This is a genomic window from Pseudomonas sp. IT-P176, assembly GCF_949767245.1.
Lineage (GTDB): Bacteria > Pseudomonadota > Gammaproteobacteria > Pseudomonadales > Pseudomonadaceae > Aquipseudomonas.
Map to the genome: position 1 here is coordinate 172122 of NZ_CATKPN010000079.1, position 17422 is coordinate 189543.

Consider the following 17422-nt stretch of genomic DNA (forward strand, 5'->3'; position numbering starts at 1 on the left):
CGGGGCTGATCGAGATGGGCGCTTGTCAGCGCCCTTGCAACAGGCGAGCATATGGCCCTCTGCCGTTAGTGCTGTAGGGGTTATGAAAGCGATTTTTCCTGTTGGTCTGGTGTTGGTCTGCTTGCTGAGTGTGTTCAATTGGGGGAGCGCGATGGCGGCGGCGACCCCGGATAAAGCGGTTTCCAGTACGTCAACGACTAAGGTGGCCCCCACCACGCCGGTCAAAAAAGTCGCGCCCGTGAAAAAAACGGACGCTGCGAACAAACCCGTTGCGCACAAGCCACGCCCGCCGATTGCCTCAAAATCCAAGGCCGCCAGCGAAGTGGTGCGCACCACTGAGTTACCGTCCACCAATATCGACCTGAGCCTGCCTCCGGAAATGGTCCGCCAGTTGCAACCCATTGGCACCGTCCCGATCGTCAAGCGCGCACCCTTGTTGCCGCCACTGTTCGAGGAAAAACCCAAGGAAGAAAGCAAGTTCCAGCTTAACGGCCGGCTGATTTCCAACGAAATGCAATTGCAACTGCGCAACGAAGAGCGCCGGGAAATCGAAGGCGCGGCCCTGGAATTCCAGTTCAATCAGTAAAACCCGACGGCAGGTGTGACCTGGCGAGCCGACGCTTTGTCGCAAGACTGATCAGTCACGCGTATTTGCGCGAAAAACCCCTGGGCGGCCAATTTCAAACGGCTGTTTAAGCGGGTACTCTAGTCTCCGTCATTCCACACTCCCGAGGAGCTTGTCGTCATGAAATGCCGAGAAGGCTGTGGCGCCTGCTGCATTGCCCCTTCCATCAGTACACCGATTCCCGGCATGCCCCATGGCAAGCCCGCGGGCGAACGTTGTGTGCAACTGTCTGTCGATAATCTGTGCAGTATCTTCGGCCAGCCCGAGCGTCCTGCCGTCTGTGGTGCGTTCCAGGCGGATATCGAGGTCTGCGGCAGCAGCCAGGAACAAGCCATCACACTGATCGGCTGGTGGGAACAAATGACCGCGGCGTAGTGTGTTCAACGAACGGAACTTCAACAATAAGGAACAAGACTATGGGTTCGCTGCATCGTATCGCTGTGCTGTGTGGGTTGAGCGCTGTTCTGGCCTCCACCGTGGTTCAGGCCGAAGACTGGAAAGTTGCCAAGAACGAAGACGGGATCAAGATCTCCCTGAGTGAAGTGCCGGGCTCCGACTACAAGTCCTATCAGGGCGTTACCCTGATGAAGACCACTGTTGCCAAGCTGCGGGCGCTGCAGGAAGACGTGGCCGGGGCCTGTGCCTGGATCCACGAGTGCAAGAGCCAGAAACTGCTCAAGCACGAAGGTGACCAGAGCTGGACCTACACCCAGTTCAATACCCCTTGGCCGGTGACTGCGCGTGACTCGGTGCTGCATATCACCACCGTCGATGGCGCCGATGGCAGCCTGACCCGCAACCTGGAAGGCGTGCCGAAATACATTCCGGAGGAAAAGGGTTTTGTCCGGGTAACCGAGGTCAAGGGCTTCTGGAAGTTCGTGCCCAAGGGCGATCAGGTCGAAGTGACCTATCAAGTGCACACAGAGCCAGGTGGTAGCGTGCCGGCGATGGTCGCCAACAAGTTTGTGGTCGATGCACCTTTCGAGACCCTCAAGACCCTCAAGGAACGTGCCGAGAAGTAAGCACGCCTGTTCCAGGCCATCGGAACAACAGGGTTGGTGATAGCAACCCTGTTGCCAGGGCAGTTCTTCGAGGGGCAGGGAACGAATGCCCGGCGACCCGGGTCGAGATGGAAGTAAGCCCATCTACGGGTTTTATCGAGGAGGCACCGATGCAAAAGTGGGAAATCACCTTTGTGGATGATCATGGTGTGCAAAGCGTCGAACGCTTCGACTGCGAGCAGCAACCTGACATGGAAAAGGCCGCGCAACTGATTCGCGCCAAACTTCTCCCGGTCCCGGCCGAGCTGGATCTCAATGACCTGGAAGGTCGCACCGACGACCCGACGCTCAAGAGCCTCAAAGATCAGAACAGCATTCAAATCCTCAGCATCTCCCCGATTCCATAATCCCTTCTGTAACCAGGCCTTGGCACGCGCTCCGAGTTGGAGCTACTCTGCAAGCGAGATCAGCGAATGGATCGCTAAGGTCTGGTCTTGTCAGCTACATGCTTGTGTCCCGGCGGCAATCTGATTGCCGTAGCGCTTGCACCATTCGGTTGCCGGCGCGTGGAGTACGGAAAGTCTATCCATTGGAAGTAGGAGGACGTTTCATGAGCACAGCCTATCAAGAAGACATCAGCAGCAGCGTGCTGCGCCGCATGAAAGAAGGCGGTTTTGATTTTTCACGGTTCCATCCCATCGAGTTCTACGCCATTTTCCCCGACGAGGAGGGGGCACGCAGGGCGGCAGGACAATTTCGCGGTGAATCCTTGAATGCACAGATCAGTGTGCGCGACGACGGTGCCTGGTACCTGGAACTGAGCAAGGTGATGTACGCCACCTACGGCGGCATTGGCGATTTTGAACAGGACTTCGAGGCGGTGGTCGAGCCTTTGGGGGGAATCATCGAAGGTTGGGGCGTCAAGCAGGAGGTACGAGGGCAACTCGCATAACACTATGAATAGCGACATCACTCAGCGACGGCTGACCTTTTGGGTCGGCCGTTTTCATTTGGGTTGGGGCAAACGCCAGGCAAAAAAAAGCCACCTGAGCAGGTGGCCAAAAGGGAAGAGGGGTAGCCAGCAAGCGAGCGGTGCCGCTTGCTGCGTGATGGGCCAATTATCCGCGTGCCTGGGCGGGCAGTGAAATGAACTATGGCTATGCTGCTAATAGCCATAAGCATTGCTTCGCAATGAAGCGCGGGCGATCAGGTGGGGGCGTTTGCTGCACGGGATTGGTGCGAAGCCTTCGGGGTGAAAATCCAACTGATTGATACTAAAGGGTTTATGCCGCTGGCACGGGCCTTGCGATGCCAAGGTGTCCGGGTGACAAGGAGTACGGCATGATCCGCACCTATTTTGATGAGATGTACGATGCCAGCGGCCAGGTCCGCGCGCATTATCGAGAATTCGCCCGTTGGTTGGCCCAAACGCCTGACGAGCTGCTGGCTCAACGCCGACGCGAGGCCGATCTGTTGTTTCATCGCGCCGGGATTACCTTCACTCTCTATGGCGACGAGCAGGGCACCGAGCGCCTGATTCCCTTCGACACCATTCCGCGCAGCATCCCCGCCAGCGAGTGGCGGATTGTCGAGCGTGGCTGCATCCAGCGGGTCAAGGCGCTGAACATGTTCCTCGCCGACCTCTATCACGAACAACGCATTATCAAGGCAGGCATCATCCCGGCCGAGCAGGTGCTGGCCAACGAACAGTACCAACTGGCCATGCAGGGCCTGGACCTGCACCGCGACATCTACTCGCACATCTCCGGGGTCGACCTGGTGCGCGATGGCGACGGCAGCTACTACGTGCTGGAAGACAACCTGCGCACCCCCAGCGGTGTGAGCTACATGCTCGAAGACCGCAAGATGATGATGCGCCTGTTCCCTGAGCTGTTCGCGGCCCAGCGTATTGCGCCCATCGACCACTACCCGAACCTGCTGCTCGACACCCTGAAAAGCTCCAGCCCCATCGATAACCCGAGCGTGGTGGTACTGACCCCGGGACGCTTCAACAGTGCGTTTTTCGAGCACGCCTTCCTGGCCCGGGAAATGGGCGTGGAACTGGTGGAAGGCGCGGACCTGTTTGTGCGTGACGACAAAGTCTTCATGCGCACCACCGATGGCCCCAAGGCCGTCGATGTGATCTACCGGCGGCTCGACGACGCCTTCCTCGATCCGCTGGCATTCAACCCGGACTCGATGCTCGGGGTTCCCGGCCTGCTGGCGTCCTATCGCAGCGGCAATGTGGTGTTGGCCAACGCCATCGGCACGGGTGTGGCGGATGACAAGTCGGTGTATCCGTTCGTCACCGAGATGATCCGTTTCTACCTCGATGAGGAGCCGATCCTGAAAAACGTGCCGACCTGGCAGTGTCGCAACCCGGCGGAACTGTCCCACGTGCTGGCCAACCTGCCCGAGCTGGTGGTCAAGGAAACCCAGGGCTCCGGCGGCTACGGCATGTTGGTCGGACCGGCAGCGACGGCGGCCGAGATCGAACAGTTCCGCGCACGGATCAAGGCCAAGCCCCATGCCTATATCGCCCAGCCGACGTTGTCCCTGTCGACCTGTCCGACCTTCGTCGAGAACGGCATCGCCCCGCGGCATATCGATCTGCGCCCGTTCGTCTTGTCGGGCCGTGAAACCCGGGTGGTGCCTGGGGGCCTGACCCGCGTCGCCCTGCGCGAGGGCTCTTTGGTGGTCAACTCCTCCCAGGGTGGCGGTACCAAGGACACCTGGGTTGTCGAGGATTAAAGGAAGCTTGCCATGTTGAGTAGAACTGCCTCGGATCTGTACTGGATGTCGCGCTACCTGGAGCGGGCGGAAAACCTCGCGCGGATGCTCGACATCAGTTATTCGCTGTCGTTGATGCCGCAGGACGGCCGCGGCGATGGCTTGCATGAACTGGCGATGCCCTTGTTGATCACCGGCACGCTGGACGACTACCTGGAGCGCCATGGCGCGTTGCACGCCGAGCGTTTGCTGCACTTCTTCGCCCTGGACGCCGCCAACCCGGCCAGCATCTATAGCTGTCTCGGGGCCGCGCGGGCTAGCGCCCATGCGGTGCGTGGGCGGATTACCGCCGACATGTGGGAAAACATCAACGCCACCTGGCTGGAAATTCGCGGGATAGCCGAACAGGGCCTTGGGCGTTATGGCATGAGCCGGTTCTGCGAGTGGATCAAGGAACGTTCCCATCTGTTCCGCGGGGCTTCCTACGGCACCATCATGCGCAATGATGCGTTTCGCTTCATTCGCCTGGGCACCTTCATCGAGCGGGCCGACAACACCTTGCGCCTGCTGGATGCGCGCTACGAAATGGCCGGCGATCAGGGCGAGGCGGTCAGCGATGGCACCGCCCACGCCTACTACCAGTGGAGTGCGTTGCTGCGGGCCTTGTCGTCATTCGAGGCCTACACCGAAATCTATCGTGACGCGCCCGGCGCCCAGCAGGTCGCCGAGTTGTTGTTGCTGCGAGCCGATGTCCCCCGTTCGTTGCGTGCCTGCACCGAGGAAATCGACCAGATCCTTGCCCAGTTACCAGGCGCCAACGGCCGTCCAGCCCAGCGCCTGGCGGCGGAAATGGACGCGCGCCTGCGCTACACCGGCATCCAGGAAATCCTCGACGAAGGCCTGCATGCCTGGTTGACCGAGTTCATCCCGCTGGTACGCCAGTTGGGCAATGCCATACACAGTTCCTACCTGGAGGCTGCATGAGACTTTCCATTAGCCACGAGACCACCTATCACTACGAGGACCAGGTGCGGGCGAGCATCCAGTATGTGCGGTTGACCCCCCACGACAGCGAGCGCCAGCACGTGCTCAGCTGGCAACTGGAGTTACCGCGACCGGTGCGTGCGCAGCTCGACCCGTTCGGCAACATCCTGCATGTGCTGACCCTGGACGAGCCCCACGAAGCCATCATCATCGGGGCGCGCGGGCAGGTGGACATCGATGAGTTGCGCGAGGCCGAACACGAGAGCCAATCGGCCCTGCCATTCCTGCGCTTCACCCGCCTGACCGAGGCCGACGAGGCCCTGCAGGCCTTTGCGACACAACAGTGTCGGCAACGGCGCGACCGCAGCGCGTTGATCGACCTGATGCATGGCCTGAACCAGTACATCACCTACACCCCAGGCGCCACCGAAGTGCAAACCAGCGCCGCGCAAGCCTTCGCCGGCCGTGCCGGGGTCTGTCAGGACCATGCCCACACCTTCATCGCCTGTGCCCGCAGCCTGGGGATCCCGGCGCGTTATGTGTCGGGCTACCTGTACAGCGAAAGCAGCGAACACCTGGCCAGCCATGCCTGGGCCGAAGCCTGGCTGGAAGACGCCTGGTACAGCTTTGACGTGACCAACCAACTGGCCCGTCCCGAGCGCCACCTGAAGCTGGCAGTGGGCCTGGACTACCTCGACGCCTGCCCGGTACGCGGCATGCGCCGCGGTGGCGGTTTTGAACAGATGCACGCCAAGGTCTTCGTCTCGCCGCTGCCGGCGCCGGTGATGTCGGTGCAACAGCAGTAGGCGGCGTGCCTGCATCGCGAGCAGGCTCGCTCCCACAGTGGCTCTTGCGGTGATCAACAGACCTTGTGGGAGACATCCGCGCGCGCTCCGCCTGCTCGCGATGGGGCCACCCGTCAGGGCTTCACCTTGCGCCCCGCCATATGCCGCAAGTACGCCACCAACTGTGCCAACTCTTCATCCTTCAACACCGCCTGGGAGAACCCCGGCATCTTCGCCTGGGGCCATTGGCGCAGGCTTTGCGGGTCGCGGATGTAGCGTTCGAGAAACTGCGCGCCAAAATATTCGGTGGGGCTGAAGGGGATGTTCAGGTCGGGTCCGAACTGCGCGTCACCCGCGCCGTTGAGGCGATGACAGGCCAGGCAGTTTTTCTGGAACAGGGCAAAGCCCAGGTTGATCGGGTCACGGGTGGGGAGGGCAGGGTCCGGCAGCAGGGCCGGGAAACGCTCGGCGACGGCGGCCAGGCGCTTGATGGTCGCGACCTGGAACGGCCATTGCTCCGGGCTGATCCCCGCAGCCTGGGGCTGAGTCCAGACCAGGTAGAACGGACCCGCGCTGGGTTTGCCAGGCGCCAGTGCCGGCCACGGATGCGCCGGGTCTTCAATGGCCAGCCAGGCCTGGGCGCCCTGTGTCGCAAGCAAGGGGGCCGCCGCCAGTTCGGCGGCGAAACCATCCAGGGCCACGGCCTGCAAGTGATGGTCGGCCTTGACGCCCGTCAGCAGCGCTGCCAGTGGCACCGCTCGGTAGTCCATGTCGCGCTTGTAGGAAACGTCGTCAACAACACGGATGGTCTGTGCCAACGGATGGTGCAGCAGCTCCTCGGTCTGCCAGGTGCGGCTGTCGGCACCCAGGTCGAGCACCAGTTGTGCGGCATGCAAGTGCGTGCCGAGGAGCAAGGCTGCAAGCAGAATCAAAGCTTTCACGTGATAGCCATCCGGTCGTGGTCATGCCGCCAAGGTTGGCACAAGCACACGAGGGCGAACAGCAAGGTGTCGCAACACTTGGCGTTGGATCAGCCAATCACCTTGGTCAGGTTCGGCAGAATCAACAGCAGGGTGGTGGCGAAGAGAATGAGCCCGGCTTGACGCACTTTCGATTGTTTGAACATGGCTGACCGCCTTTTTTGTTATTTCCTGAGCGTCGAATGCTTGCCTGCAAATCTCCATCGGCAAAGCGCTGTAGGGTCCAGCTACCGGGTGCCTCGGCAAAACCCGACGACAACCTCGTAAGCTTTACCTTAGGGGCCACGCGGGCTGTGGCTTAGATCCATTTCATATCAGCTAAGCGCAAAAGGCAGCTAAAAAGGCATGAGGCCTATTGCCACCTGCTTGGTCGACCTTTTGCTAGACAGTTCGCTGACCTGAAACGGTTAACCCAAATGCTGACGACCGTTCGTCTGAGCATGAGCGTCAAGGGCATTGAGCGTATCGGTCATTGAATCCCTCACCCGTCGGCCTAAGGTGGACACTCATTGATCTTTTACCTGCCCGCCAGTACGAGGATGTCATGACCCAAGCTTTGATTTTCGATGCGATACGCACGCCCCGTGGTCGTGGCAAGGCCGATGGTGCCTTGCACAGCGTCAAGCCGGTGAACCTGCTGGCGGGCCTGCTGGGGGCGCTGCAACAACGTAGCCAGCTCGATACCAGCCAGGTTGATGACATCGTGCTCGGGTGTGTGACGCCGGTCGGCGACCAGGGCGCCGACATCGCCAAGACGGCCGCCCTGGTAGCCGACTGGGATGTCAGCGTCGCTGGCGTGCAGATCAATCGCTTCTGCGCCTCGGGTCTGGAGGCGGTGAACCTGGGGGCCATGAAAGTGCGCTCCGGGTTCGAGGACCTGGTGGTGGTCGGTGGTGTCGAGTCGATGTCGCGCGTGCCGATGGGCAGCGATGGCGGCGCCTGGGCGCTGGACCCGCAAACCAACCTGCACACTCACTTCACGCCACAGGGCGTGGGCGCCGACCTGATTGCCACGCTCGAAGGCTTCAGTCGCGAGGATGTCGACACGTTTGCCTTGCAGTCACAACTCAAGGCCGCCCGGGCGCGCGCAGCGGGGGCGTTCAACAAGTCGCTGATACCGGTGCAGGACCAGAATGGCATCGTGCTGCTCGAGCAGGATGAATTCATCCGCGCCGACACCACCCTTGAAGGCCTGGGCAAACTCAAGCCGAGCTTCGAGATGATCGGGCAGATGGGCTTCGACGCGACTGCGTTGCGGGTCTACAGCCATGTCGAGCGGATCCGTCACGTGCACACCCCGGGCAACAGTTCCGGCATCGTCGACGGGGCGGCGCTGATGCTGATCGGCTCCGAAGCCAAGGGTAAGGCGCTGGGCCTGCAGCCACGGGCGCGGATCGTCGCCACCGCAGTCACCAGCACCGACCCGACCATCATGCTCACCGGCCCCGCACCGGCGACCCGCAAGGCCCTGGCCAAGGCCGGGTTGCGGGTCGAAGACATCGACCTGTTCGAGGTCAACGAAGCGTTTGCCTCGGTGGTGCTCAAGTTCATCAAGGACATGGCCATCGATCCGGGCAGGGTCAACGTCAATGGCGGCTCGATTGCCATGGGGCATCCGCTGGGCGCTACCGGCTGCGCGATTCTCGGCACCTTGCTTGATGAGCTGGAAGCGCGCCAGCAGCGTTATGGCCTGGCCACGCTCTGTGTCGGTGGCGGCATGGGTATCGCCACCATCATCGAACGCCTCTGAGCCCCCTGACTTCAAGGAAACATGTTCATGACTGATGCCATTCGTTACGAAAAAGGTCAGGACCAGATCGTGGTCCTGACCATCGATATGCCGGGCCAGAGCGCCAACACCATGAATGCGCTGTACCGCGAGGCCATGGCTGGCTGTGTCGCGCGGCTGCTCGCCGAGCAGGACAGCATCGCCGGGGTGATCATCACCTCGGCCAAGAAAACCTTTTTTGCCGGCGGCGACCTCAATGAATTAATCAAGGTCGGCAAACCCGAGGCCAAGGCGTTCTACGCCATGGTCCTGGAACTCAAAAGCCAGCTGCGCAGCCTGGAGACTCTGGGTAAACCAGTGGTCGCGGCGATCAATGGCGCGGCGCTGGGCGGTGGCTGGGAAATCTGCCTGGCCTGCCATTACCGGGTCGCCCTGGACCACAGTGCGGTGCAGATCGGCCTGCCGGAAGTGACCCTCGGCCTGTTGCCAGGCGGTGGCGGAGTGGTGCGCATGGTGCGCCTGCTGGGCCTGGAGAAAGCCCTGCCATACCTGCTCGAAGGCAAGAAAGTCCGCGCCCAGCAAGCATTGCAGGCCGGGCTGATCGATGAGTTGGCGCTGGATCACGCTGACATGCTGGCCAAGGCCCGCGCCTGGATCCTGGCCAATCCGGCGGCGGTGCAACGCTGGGACGTCAAGGGTTACCAGATCCCTGGTGGCACGCCGGCCCATCCCAAGGTCGCGCAGATGCTGGCCATCGCCCCGTCGATCCTGCGCAGCAAGACCCAGGGTTGCCTGCCGGCACCGGAGAAAATCCTCTGCGCGGCCGTCGAGGGCGCCCAGGTGGATTTCGCCACGGCACAGTTGATCGAAACCCGCTACTTCACCGAGCTCACCACCGGCCAGGTGGCGAAGAACATGATTGGTACCTTCTGGTTCCAGCTCAATCAGATCAATGCCGGCGGTTCGCGGCCGGCGGGTTTTGCGCCGTACCAGACACGCAAGGTCGGGGTGCTCGGTGCGGGCATGATGGGCGCCGGCATTGCCTACGTCAGCGCGGTGGCGGGCATCGAGGTGGTGCTCAAGGACATCAACCTGGCGGCAGCCGAGAAGGGCAAGGCGCATTCGGCGACATTGCTCGAGCAGAAAGTCGCCCGCGGCCAGTTGAGCGCCGAGCAGCGCGACGCCACGCTGGCGCGGATCACGCCCACCGAGCAGGATGCCGACCTGGCCGGTTGCGACCTGGTAATCGAAGCGGTGTTCGAAGACCGCGAACTCAAGGCCCGAGTTTCGGCGGCCGCCCAGGCGGTGGTCGGTGCCGACGCGGTGATCGCCTCCAACACCTCGACCCTGCCCATCGGCGGCCTGGCCCGGGCAGTGCCGGACCAGGGCAAATTCATTGGCCTGCACTTCTTCAGCCCGGTGGAAAAAATGCCCCTGGTGGAAATCATCAAGGGTGCTCACACCAGCGATGAAACCCTGGCCAGGGGCTTCGATTTTGTCCTGCAAATCAACAAGACCCCGATTGTGGTCAACGACAGCCGGGGGTTCTTCACTTCGCGGGTATTTGGCACCTTCACCAACGAAGGCATTGCCATGCTCGGCGAGGGTATCGCCGCGCCCATGATCGAAACCGAGGCCCGCAAGGCCGGGATGCCGATTGGCCCCCTGGCGATCTCCGACGAGGTCTCCCTGAGCCTGATGAGCCACATCCGCCAGCAGACCGCCAAGGACCTGCAAGCCGAAGGCAAGCCATTGCCAGAGCATCCGGCGTTTGCCGTGATCGATCTGCTGCTCAATGAGTACAAACGGGCGGGCAAGGCTGCTGGCGGTGGTTTCTACGACTACCCGGCCGGCGCGCCAAAACATCTGTGGGCGCAATTGAAAACCCGCTTCGAGCAGACGGATGGGCAGATTTCGCCACAGGATGTGCGCGATCGCCTGTTGTTCGTGCAGGCCATCGAGACCGTGCGCTGTGTGGAAGAGGGCGTGTTGATGTCGACGGCCGACGCCAACATCGGTTCGATCTTCGGTATCGGCTTTGCCCCGTGGACGGGCGGGGCACTGCAGTTCATCAACCAGTATGGGCTCAAGGATTTTGTCGCCCGTGCCCGCTACCTGGCCGAGCAGTACGGTGAGCGCTTTGCGCCGCCGGCGCTGTTGCTGGAAAAAGCAGCCAAGGGCGAGCTGTTCTGAGGCGGTGAGGGCGCATCTCGGGGCTTGCCTTGCCAGGGTGTTTCAAGGCAGGCTCTGGGGTGTCAATTATTCCCATCATCGTGTCAGGTATTTTTTATGTCGCTACGCATCTGCATTCTGGAAACCGACATCCTGCGTCCAGAACTGGTCGATCAATACCAGGGTTACGGGCAGATGTTCCAGCGCCTGTTTTCCCAGCAACCGATCGCCGCCGAGTTCACCGTGTACAACGTAATGCAGGGCGAGTATCCGAGCGATGACCTGACATTCGACGCCTACCTGGTTACCGGCAGCAAGGCCGATTCGTTCGGTACCGACCCCTGGATCGAAACCCTCAGGACTTACCTGCTGGCGCGCTATGAGCGCGGCGACAAGTTGCTGGGCGTGTGCTTCGGCCATCAACTGCTGGCACTGTTGCTGGGTGGCAAGAGCGAGCGTGCGAGCCAGGGTTGGGGCGTGGGTATCCACAACTACAAAATGGCGGCCAAGGCCCCCTGGATGAGCCCGGTGCGCGAGGAGCTGACGCTGCTGATCAGCCACCAGGACCAGGTCACCGCGCTGCCGGAGAACGCCACGGTGATTGCTTCCAGCGATTTCTGCCCCTTTGCGGCGTATCACATCAACGATCAGGTGTTGTGTTTCCAGGGGCATCCCGAGTTCATCCACGACTACTCGCGGGCGTTGCTGGACATTCGCCAGCAGTTTCTCGGCGAACAGATCTACCAGCAAGGCGTTGCCAGCCTGGACCAGGACCACCATGGCAGCACCGTGGCCGAGTGGATGATGCGGTTTGTCGCGCACAAGCCTGACGCCCAGGCGTCCTGAGTACGACGTTAGTGCGGGGGTGGTTTAGTCCCACCCTCAGCCTGAATCGGTACTGAACGGCTGGGGAATCGCCCCGCATAATCGGCCATCAAGGTTTACCCTGCGCAACGCGAGGCGTAAGCTGCGCGCGTTTTCAACCTTTACGGAGACCCACAGTGGGTACTTGTTCGAGCGACAGTCGTCGGCCGGTTACGCTAACCGGCACCTTCTCGGCAAGATAACGCGCAGCCCGCTTGTGCCGTTGTCTCGCCGATAAACAGCGAGCAGCGGTTTCCTCCGGTCAAGGCCAGTCCTGGCCGACGTGTGACACCCCTCTCATCGACACTGAACAGCCTGTGTTGGCCACCTTGGGTGGACCAGACCCGCTGTCGACACGCCAGTCTTTTGCCCGGCGCGTCACCCCTGTCCCGGTTGGTTTGCGGGGCAGCGCTCGGTCGTACCGGCTTGAGGGTCTTCCTGCACTTGGCAACCCAGTCAGGAAATCTACCTATGCAAGCACTCAACAACATCAATCTCGACTCACTGGTCGACACCTTGGTCAGCCTCAGCGCCGCCTTCATCCTGGGTGGGCTGATCGGCTTCGAGCGCCAGTACCGCCAACGCACGGCGGGCCTGCGCACCAACGTACTGGTGGCCGTTGGCGCGGCGATATTTGTCGACATGGCCAACCGCCTGGCCGGCGCCGAGGGGGCCGTGCGGGTGGTGGCCTATGTGGTTTCCGGGATCGGCTTTCTCGGCGCCGGGGTGATCATGCGCGAGGAGGGCAATGTCCGCGGCTTGAACACCGCCGCTACCCTCTGGGCCTCGGCAGCAGTCGGCGCCTGTGCCGGCGCTGACCTGGTGCTCGAGGCGCTGCTGGGCACCTTGTTCGTGTTGGCGGCGAACACGTTGCTTCGGCCGATCGTCAATAACATCAACCGCCAGCCGCTGGATGTGGTCTCGGCCGAAGTGACCAATATCGTCTATGTCATCGCCCAACGCTCTCGGCAAAAAGCCGTGCTGGCCCTGCTCGAAGCTGAGCTGGAACGCAGCAACTACCCGGCCAGCGACGTCGACGTGCACGCCTTTGGCAGCGATGAAGTGGAGATCGAAGCGACCCTGGCCACCACCTCGGTGGACGGCGACGAACTGGACGCCCTGGTGGCGCGCTTGAGCCTGTCGCCGCTGGTGCAACAAGCCTTCTGGAGCCCGAGCACCACCGAGTGATGGCGCCACCGCGTGCACTGGGCGGGGAATGTTGCGGCCAGACGGGATATCATGGCGTTTTGCTTGGTCTGCAGGGGTCCCCATGTACAAGGCACTGATCGTGGACGATCACCCGTTCATTCGGTCTTCAGTGAGGGTGCTGCTGGAGCAGGAACAATTTGCCGTGGTGGCCGAGGCGGGCAACGGTGCCGATGCCGTGCAACTGGCGCGCGAGCACGTGCCCGACCTGGTGTTGCTGGACATCGCCATGCCCAAGCTGGACGGCCTGGAGGTCATCAGCCGGATCAGCGCCCTGCGCCTGCCGATCAGAATCCTGGTGCTGACCTCCCAGGCCCCGCAGTTCTATGCCATGCGCTGCATGAAGGCCGGCGCTGCCGGCTACCTGTGCAAGACCGATGACGTCGGCGAACTGCGCAAGGCCATCGCCGCGGTGATGCACGGCTACACGTTTTTCCCCAACCTGGCCGACAGCTCGGTACGCCGCAGCGACGGCCAGACCAGCGAGCTGGAGCTGATCCAGAGCCTGACCGACCGAGAACTGAGCATCCTCCAGCAACTGTCCAACGGCTTGAGCAACAAGCAGATCGCCGAGGCAATGCTGCTGAGCAGCAAGACTGTGAGCACCTACAAGACCCGCCTGATCGAGAAGCTCAACGTCAAGTCGGTGGTGTACCTGGCGGACTTCGCCAAACGTAACAACCTGCTGTAGATGAGATCCATGGGAAGGTACCTGGGCGCGCTCGGCGTCGTGCTCCTGTCGCTCGCGAGCAGTCTGCTGGCGGCCGAGCCCTTGACCTACAAACTGCTGGGGCGCTCCACGGTCGAGGGTTATCAGGTCGAACTCGACGACAGCGACCGGCAGTGGTTGCACAAGCAGGGCACGCTGGTGCTCGGGGCATCGGAGCCGGAGTACCCACCGTTCGGAATCACCAGCAATGGCCGCGATTATGAAGGCATCACCGCCGACTATGCGCACCTGCTCGGGCAATTGCTGGGAGTCGAGGTCAAGGTCCGCAGCTACGGCTCGCGGGGCGAAGTGATCGCGGCACTCAAGGCGCGCCAGATCGATTTTCTTGGCACCTCCAACGGCTTCGAGGTCGCCGACCCGCAGGTGGTGCTGTCCAACGCCTATGCCGATGACCAGCCGACCCTGGTCAGCCGGATCGATGCTCCCCGGGAAGTCACCCCGGACCTGGCGGGCAAGCGCCTGGCCATGGTCTATTACTACCTGCCTCCCGACCAGGTGCAGGCCTTCTACCCCAAGGCGCAGTTGCAACTGTACCCCTCGACCCTGAGTGCGATAGGCGCGGTCGCGTTTGGCCAGGCGGATGTCTACATCGGCGACGCCATCGGCGCCAACTACCTGATTCTGAAAAACTACCTGAACAACGTGCAGTTGGTCGATTTCTCGCGCATGGAGGTCAACGATTTTTCCTTCGCCCTGGCCCGGAACAACCCGCGCTTGCTACGCCTGATCAATGCCGCATTGGCCGCTATACCCGCGGAAGAACGGCAGACCATCCTGCGGCGTTGGAATGCCGGCAGCGCCAGTCTCTCGGGGAAAAATCGCGTGCAATTCACGGCCAGCGAACAGCGCTGGATGGACGCTCATCCCCGGGTGCGGGTGGCCGTCGACAGTAGCTTTGTACCGCTGTCGTTCTACAGCAGCGAGGGTGAGTTTCGTGGGGTAACGGCTGATCTGCTGGCCAAGATCAGCCTGCGCAGCGGCTTGAAATTCGACATTCAACGAGGCTTTGCCGTGCCTGAGCTGGTCCAGCGGATCGAATCGGGCCAGGCCGATCTGCTGGTGTCCCTGACCGCGAGTGCCGAGCGAGAAGGCAAGCTGCGCTTCACCCGCCCTTATCTCAATACCCCCTACGTGCTGGTCAGCCGCGCGACCGACAACGCGGCGGCGACCCTGGATGAACTGGACGGTCGGCGCTTGGTCCTGACCCAGGGCAGCGCCGTCAAGGACATGATCGCCGCGCGTTATCCGGGCATTCAGCTGCTCGAGGCAGACAACGCCCTGAAGGCCATGGCGATGGTGGCCAGCGGCGAAGTGGATGCTGCGGTCAGTGCGTTGATTACCGCGCGCTACATGATTTCCTGGCAGTACCGCGACCAATTGCAGATCACCAGTACCGTCGGCACGTCTGCGGCTTATATGGCCTTTGCCACGGGGCGCGAGGCGCGGGAGCTGCATTCGATCCTGGACAAGACCATGTTCAGCATCCCCCCGGAAGAAATGGACGAACTGACCAATCGCTGGCGCAGCGAGGTGGTGGTCGATGACAGTTACTGGCTGCGCTACCGTTCGACGATCATCCAGGGTTTTGCCATTGCCGGCCTGCTGTTGGTGGTGGCGCTGGTATGGATCGGCTACCTGCGCCGCCTGATTCACAAACGCGAGCAGGCCGAACAGGCGCTCGGCGATCAACTGGAGTTTATGCGCGTGTTGATCGACGGTACGCCGCACCCGATCTATGTGCGCGATCGCCAGGGCTGCCTGATGGTCTGTAACAACGCCTATTTGCAGGTATTCGGGGTTGAACGCGAGTCGGTCATCGGCAAGACCGTGATCACCGGCAAGCTCAAGAGCGTGGTCGAAGCCAGGGTTTTCCACGAAGAGTATCTGCAGGTGATGGCGCAGGGGTTGCCGCGAGTGCTCGATCGGCAGTTGACCCTGTCGGCCACGGATGTGCGCACCATCTATCACTGGATGCTGCCCTACCGGGGCAGCGCCGGTCAGGTCAAAGGCATTATCGGTGGCTGGATCGACGTCAGCGAGCGCCAGCAGTTGCTGGAACAGTTGCGCGAAGCCAAGGACGAGGCCGACGCGGCCAATCGGGCCAAGACCACCTTCCTGGCGACCATGAGCCACGAGATCCGCACCCCGATGAACGCGGTGATCGGCATGCTCGAGCTGGCGATGAAAAAGGCCGAGCAAGGGATCATGGACCGCTTTGCCGTCGAGGTGGCCTCAGGCGCGGCGCGAGGCCTGCTGGAGTTGATCGGCGACATCCTCGACATCTCGCGTATCGAGTCCGGGCACCTGTCGCTGGCGCCCGAGCGCGCCAATCTGCGCGCCCTGGTGGAGTCGGGTGCACGGATTTTCGAAGGGCTGGCCCGTCAGAAGCAGTTGCACCTGCACCTGGAGGTGGATGCCGCCGCCAACCAGGATGTGCTGGTCGACCCGCTGCGCTTCAAGCAAATCATTTCCAACCTGCTGAGCAATGCCATCAAGTTCACTGAAAAGGGCCAGGTGCGCCTGCGGGTGCAGGTCACGCCGGGCGATGACGGCCAGGGGCTGACGGTGCTCGTACGGGTGGAAGATTCCGGCAGCGGGATTTGCCTGGCAGACCAGCAACGCCTGTTCAGTCCCTTCAGCCAGGCCAGCAACAACCTGCAGTCGGCGCGCAGCGGCTCCGGCCTGGGCTTGATGATCAGTCGCACGCTGTGCGAGATGATGGGCGGCACGCTGCAACTGTCCAGTGTGCTGGGCCAAGGCACACAGATTGAGGTGGGCCTGCACTTGCCAGTTCTCGAGCCCCTGGCTACCGCCCTTGAGGACAAGGAAGCGCCCGCAGCGCAGGGCCAGGAGCTGAATATCCTGGTGATTGATGACTACCCGGCCAATCGCCTGTTGTTGTCCCAGCAACTGACTTACCTGGGGCATCGGGTCAAGGAAGCGCAGGACGGCGCCCACGGCCTGTGTGTCTGGCGCAGTCAGCATTTCGATGTGGTCATCACCGACTGCAACATGCCACTGATGAACGGCTATGAACTGACCCAGGCGATTCGTGCCGAAGAGCGCGCCAGGGGCATTGAGCCCGGTCTGATCCTGGGCTTCACGGCCAACGCGCAGCCGGAGGAAAAAGTCCGTTGCCGCGAGGCCGGGATGGATGGCTGCCTGTTCAAGCCCATCAGCCTGCGGGACTTGAGTGCGTGCCTGGCGTCCGTGGCCCCGGATACCTTGCCGGTCCCGACCCTCGAGGAGCGTCGCGAGCCCACCGATGCCATCGACCTGGACAACCTCGAACAGCTGACCCGGGGTGACCGCACGGTTATCCGCAACCTGCTCGGGGACCTGGCCAGCAGCAACGAAGAGGACATGTCGCGGCTACTGAAGTTGTTCAGCCGTCATGATGTCAACGGTTTGGCAGACCTGGCGCACCGGGTAAAGGGCGGGGCGCGGATCATCAAGGCGCAAGGGCTGATTCTCTGTTGTGAACGTCTGGAGGCGGCCTGCGAGGGGTTCGATGAAGCGCAACTGACGGCTGCGGTAGATGCATTGCAGCAGGCCATGGAGCGCCTGGGCGAAACCCTGGAGCAACAGGTGGGCTGAGCGGCAAGGGGGGCAGCGC

The 17422-nt window shown here is 62.0% G+C and carries 15 protein-coding genes; 14 read left to right on the forward strand and 1 reads right to left on the reverse strand.

All coding sequences use genetic code 11. The features are described from left to right. Positions 1-82 precede the first annotated feature (82 nt). From ACM6IP_RS22015 to ACM6IP_RS22050, 8 genes are all read left to right on the forward strand, one after another. Complete coding sequence (locus tag ACM6IP_RS22015) at positions 83-586, forward strand: translation initiation factor 2 (RefSeq protein ID WP_401126779.1); 504 nt, start codon at positions 83-85, stop codon at positions 584-586. A 159-nt stretch (positions 587-745) separates the two neighbouring features. After that, a complete protein-coding gene (locus ACM6IP_RS22020; RefSeq protein WP_095167692.1) occupies positions 746-1000 on the forward strand; it encodes a YkgJ family cysteine cluster protein in 255 nt (84 codons plus the stop codon). 41 nt (positions 1001-1041) lie between these two features. Next, positions 1042-1647, forward strand: coding sequence for an START domain-containing protein (locus tag ACM6IP_RS22025; RefSeq protein WP_414862275.1), 606 nt, complete (start codon positions 1042-1044; stop codon positions 1645-1647). 149 nt (positions 1648-1796) lie between these two features. Continuing rightward, entirely contained in the window at positions 1797-2033 is a 237-nt protein-coding gene (locus tag ACM6IP_RS22030) for a hypothetical protein (RefSeq protein ID WP_401126693.1), read from the forward strand. Between the two features lie 203 nt (positions 2034-2236). Then, positions 2237-2578, forward strand: coding sequence for a ribonuclease E inhibitor RraB (locus tag ACM6IP_RS22035; RefSeq protein WP_095167696.1), 342 nt, complete (start codon positions 2237-2239; stop codon positions 2576-2578). A gap of 389 nt (positions 2579-2967) precedes the next feature. Next, positions 2968-4377, forward strand: coding sequence for a circularly permuted type 2 ATP-grasp protein (locus ACM6IP_RS22040; RefSeq protein ID WP_095167698.1), 1410 nt, complete (start codon positions 2968-2970; stop codon positions 4375-4377). A 12-nt stretch (positions 4378-4389) separates the two neighbouring features. Beyond that, positions 4390-5340, forward strand: coding sequence for an alpha-E domain-containing protein (locus ACM6IP_RS22045; protein ID WP_095167700.1), 951 nt, complete (start codon positions 4390-4392; stop codon positions 5338-5340). After that, a complete protein-coding gene (locus ACM6IP_RS22050; protein WP_414862276.1) occupies positions 5337-6146 on the forward strand; it encodes a transglutaminase family protein in 810 nt (269 codons plus the stop codon). The genes ACM6IP_RS22045 and ACM6IP_RS22050 overlap by 4 nt, the downstream gene beginning before the upstream one ends. 113 nt (positions 6147-6259) lie before the next feature. Here ACM6IP_RS22050 and ACM6IP_RS22055 read toward each other — a convergent pair whose 3' ends face one another. Then, on the reverse strand, positions 6260-7066 hold the full coding sequence (locus ACM6IP_RS22055; RefSeq protein ID WP_414862277.1) for a c-type cytochrome: 807 nt from the start codon (positions 7064-7066) through the stop codon (positions 6260-6262). Between the two features lie 583 nt (positions 7067-7649). Between ACM6IP_RS22055 and ACM6IP_RS22060 the strand changes: the two genes are divergently transcribed. The 6 genes from ACM6IP_RS22060 to ACM6IP_RS22085 all read left to right on the forward strand — a co-directional run bounded on the left by ACM6IP_RS22060 (position 7650) and on the right by ACM6IP_RS22085 (position 17403). Continuing rightward, positions 7650-8855 (forward strand): acetyl-CoA C-acetyltransferase, encoded by a 1206-nt coding sequence (locus ACM6IP_RS22060; RefSeq protein ID WP_095167706.1) that lies wholly within the window; start codon positions 7650-7652, stop codon positions 8853-8855. Positions 8856-8882: 27 nt separating this feature from the next. Next, complete coding sequence (locus ACM6IP_RS22065; RefSeq protein ID WP_095167707.1) at positions 8883-11027, forward strand: 3-hydroxyacyl-CoA dehydrogenase NAD-binding domain-containing protein; 2145 nt, start codon at positions 8883-8885, stop codon at positions 11025-11027. Positions 11028-11123: 96 nt separating this feature from the next. Continuing rightward, a complete protein-coding gene (locus ACM6IP_RS22070; protein ID WP_095167709.1) occupies positions 11124-11852 on the forward strand; it encodes an amidotransferase in 729 nt (242 codons plus the stop codon). Positions 11853-12341: 489 nt separating this feature from the next. Next, a complete protein-coding gene (locus tag ACM6IP_RS22075) occupies positions 12342-13058 on the forward strand; it encodes an MgtC/SapB family protein (RefSeq protein ID WP_095167711.1) in 717 nt (238 codons plus the stop codon). Positions 13059-13140: 82 nt separating this feature from the next. Then, positions 13141-13767: a response regulator transcription factor gene (locus ACM6IP_RS22080; protein WP_095167712.1), complete on the forward strand. Its 627-nt coding sequence runs from the start codon at positions 13141-13143 to the stop codon at positions 13765-13767. A 9-nt stretch (positions 13768-13776) separates the two neighbouring features. Further along, positions 13777-17403: a transporter substrate-binding domain-containing protein gene (locus ACM6IP_RS22085; RefSeq protein WP_414862278.1), complete on the forward strand. Its 3627-nt coding sequence runs from the start codon at positions 13777-13779 to the stop codon at positions 17401-17403. Positions 17404-17422: the final 19 nt, after the last annotated feature.

Excerpts from the sequence above, each read along its gene's own strand:
- ACM6IP_RS22030 (WP_401126693.1), top strand. The coding sequence starts at position 1,797 with ATGCAAAAGTGGGAAATCACCTTTGTGGATGATCATGGTGTGCAAAGC.
- ACM6IP_RS22015 (WP_401126779.1), top strand. The coding sequence starts at position 83 with ATGAAAGCGATTTTTCCTGTTGGTCTGGTGTTGGTCTGCTTGCTGAGT.
- ACM6IP_RS22060 (WP_095167706.1), top strand. The coding sequence starts at position 7,650 with ATGACCCAAGCTTTGATTTTCGATGCGATACGCACGCCCCGTGGTCGT.
- ACM6IP_RS22050 (WP_414862276.1), top strand. The coding sequence starts at position 5,337 with ATGAGACTTTCCATTAGCCACGAGACCACCTATCACTACGAGGACCAG.
- ACM6IP_RS22025 (WP_414862275.1), top strand. The coding sequence starts at position 1,042 with ATGGGTTCGCTGCATCGTATCGCTGTGCTGTGTGGGTTGAGCGCTGTT.
- ACM6IP_RS22040 (WP_095167698.1), top strand. The coding sequence starts at position 2,968 with ATGATCCGCACCTATTTTGATGAGATGTACGATGCCAGCGGCCAGGTC.
- ACM6IP_RS22020 (WP_095167692.1), top strand. The coding sequence starts at position 746 with ATGAAATGCCGAGAAGGCTGTGGCGCCTGCTGCATTGCCCCTTCCATC.
- ACM6IP_RS22070 (WP_095167709.1), top strand. The coding sequence starts at position 11,124 with ATGTCGCTACGCATCTGCATTCTGGAAACCGACATCCTGCGTCCAGAA.
- ACM6IP_RS22045 (WP_095167700.1), top strand. The coding sequence starts at position 4,390 with ATGTTGAGTAGAACTGCCTCGGATCTGTACTGGATGTCGCGCTACCTG.
- ACM6IP_RS22085 (WP_414862278.1), top strand. The coding sequence starts at position 13,777 with ATGGGAAGGTACCTGGGCGCGCTCGGCGTCGTGCTCCTGTCGCTCGCG.
- ACM6IP_RS22065 (WP_095167707.1), top strand. The coding sequence starts at position 8,883 with ATGACTGATGCCATTCGTTACGAAAAAGGTCAGGACCAGATCGTGGTC.
- ACM6IP_RS22035 (WP_095167696.1), top strand. The coding sequence starts at position 2,237 with ATGAGCACAGCCTATCAAGAAGACATCAGCAGCAGCGTGCTGCGCCGC.
- ACM6IP_RS22075 (WP_095167711.1), top strand. The coding sequence starts at position 12,342 with ATGCAAGCACTCAACAACATCAATCTCGACTCACTGGTCGACACCTTG.
- ACM6IP_RS22080 (WP_095167712.1), top strand. The coding sequence starts at position 13,141 with ATGTACAAGGCACTGATCGTGGACGATCACCCGTTCATTCGGTCTTCA.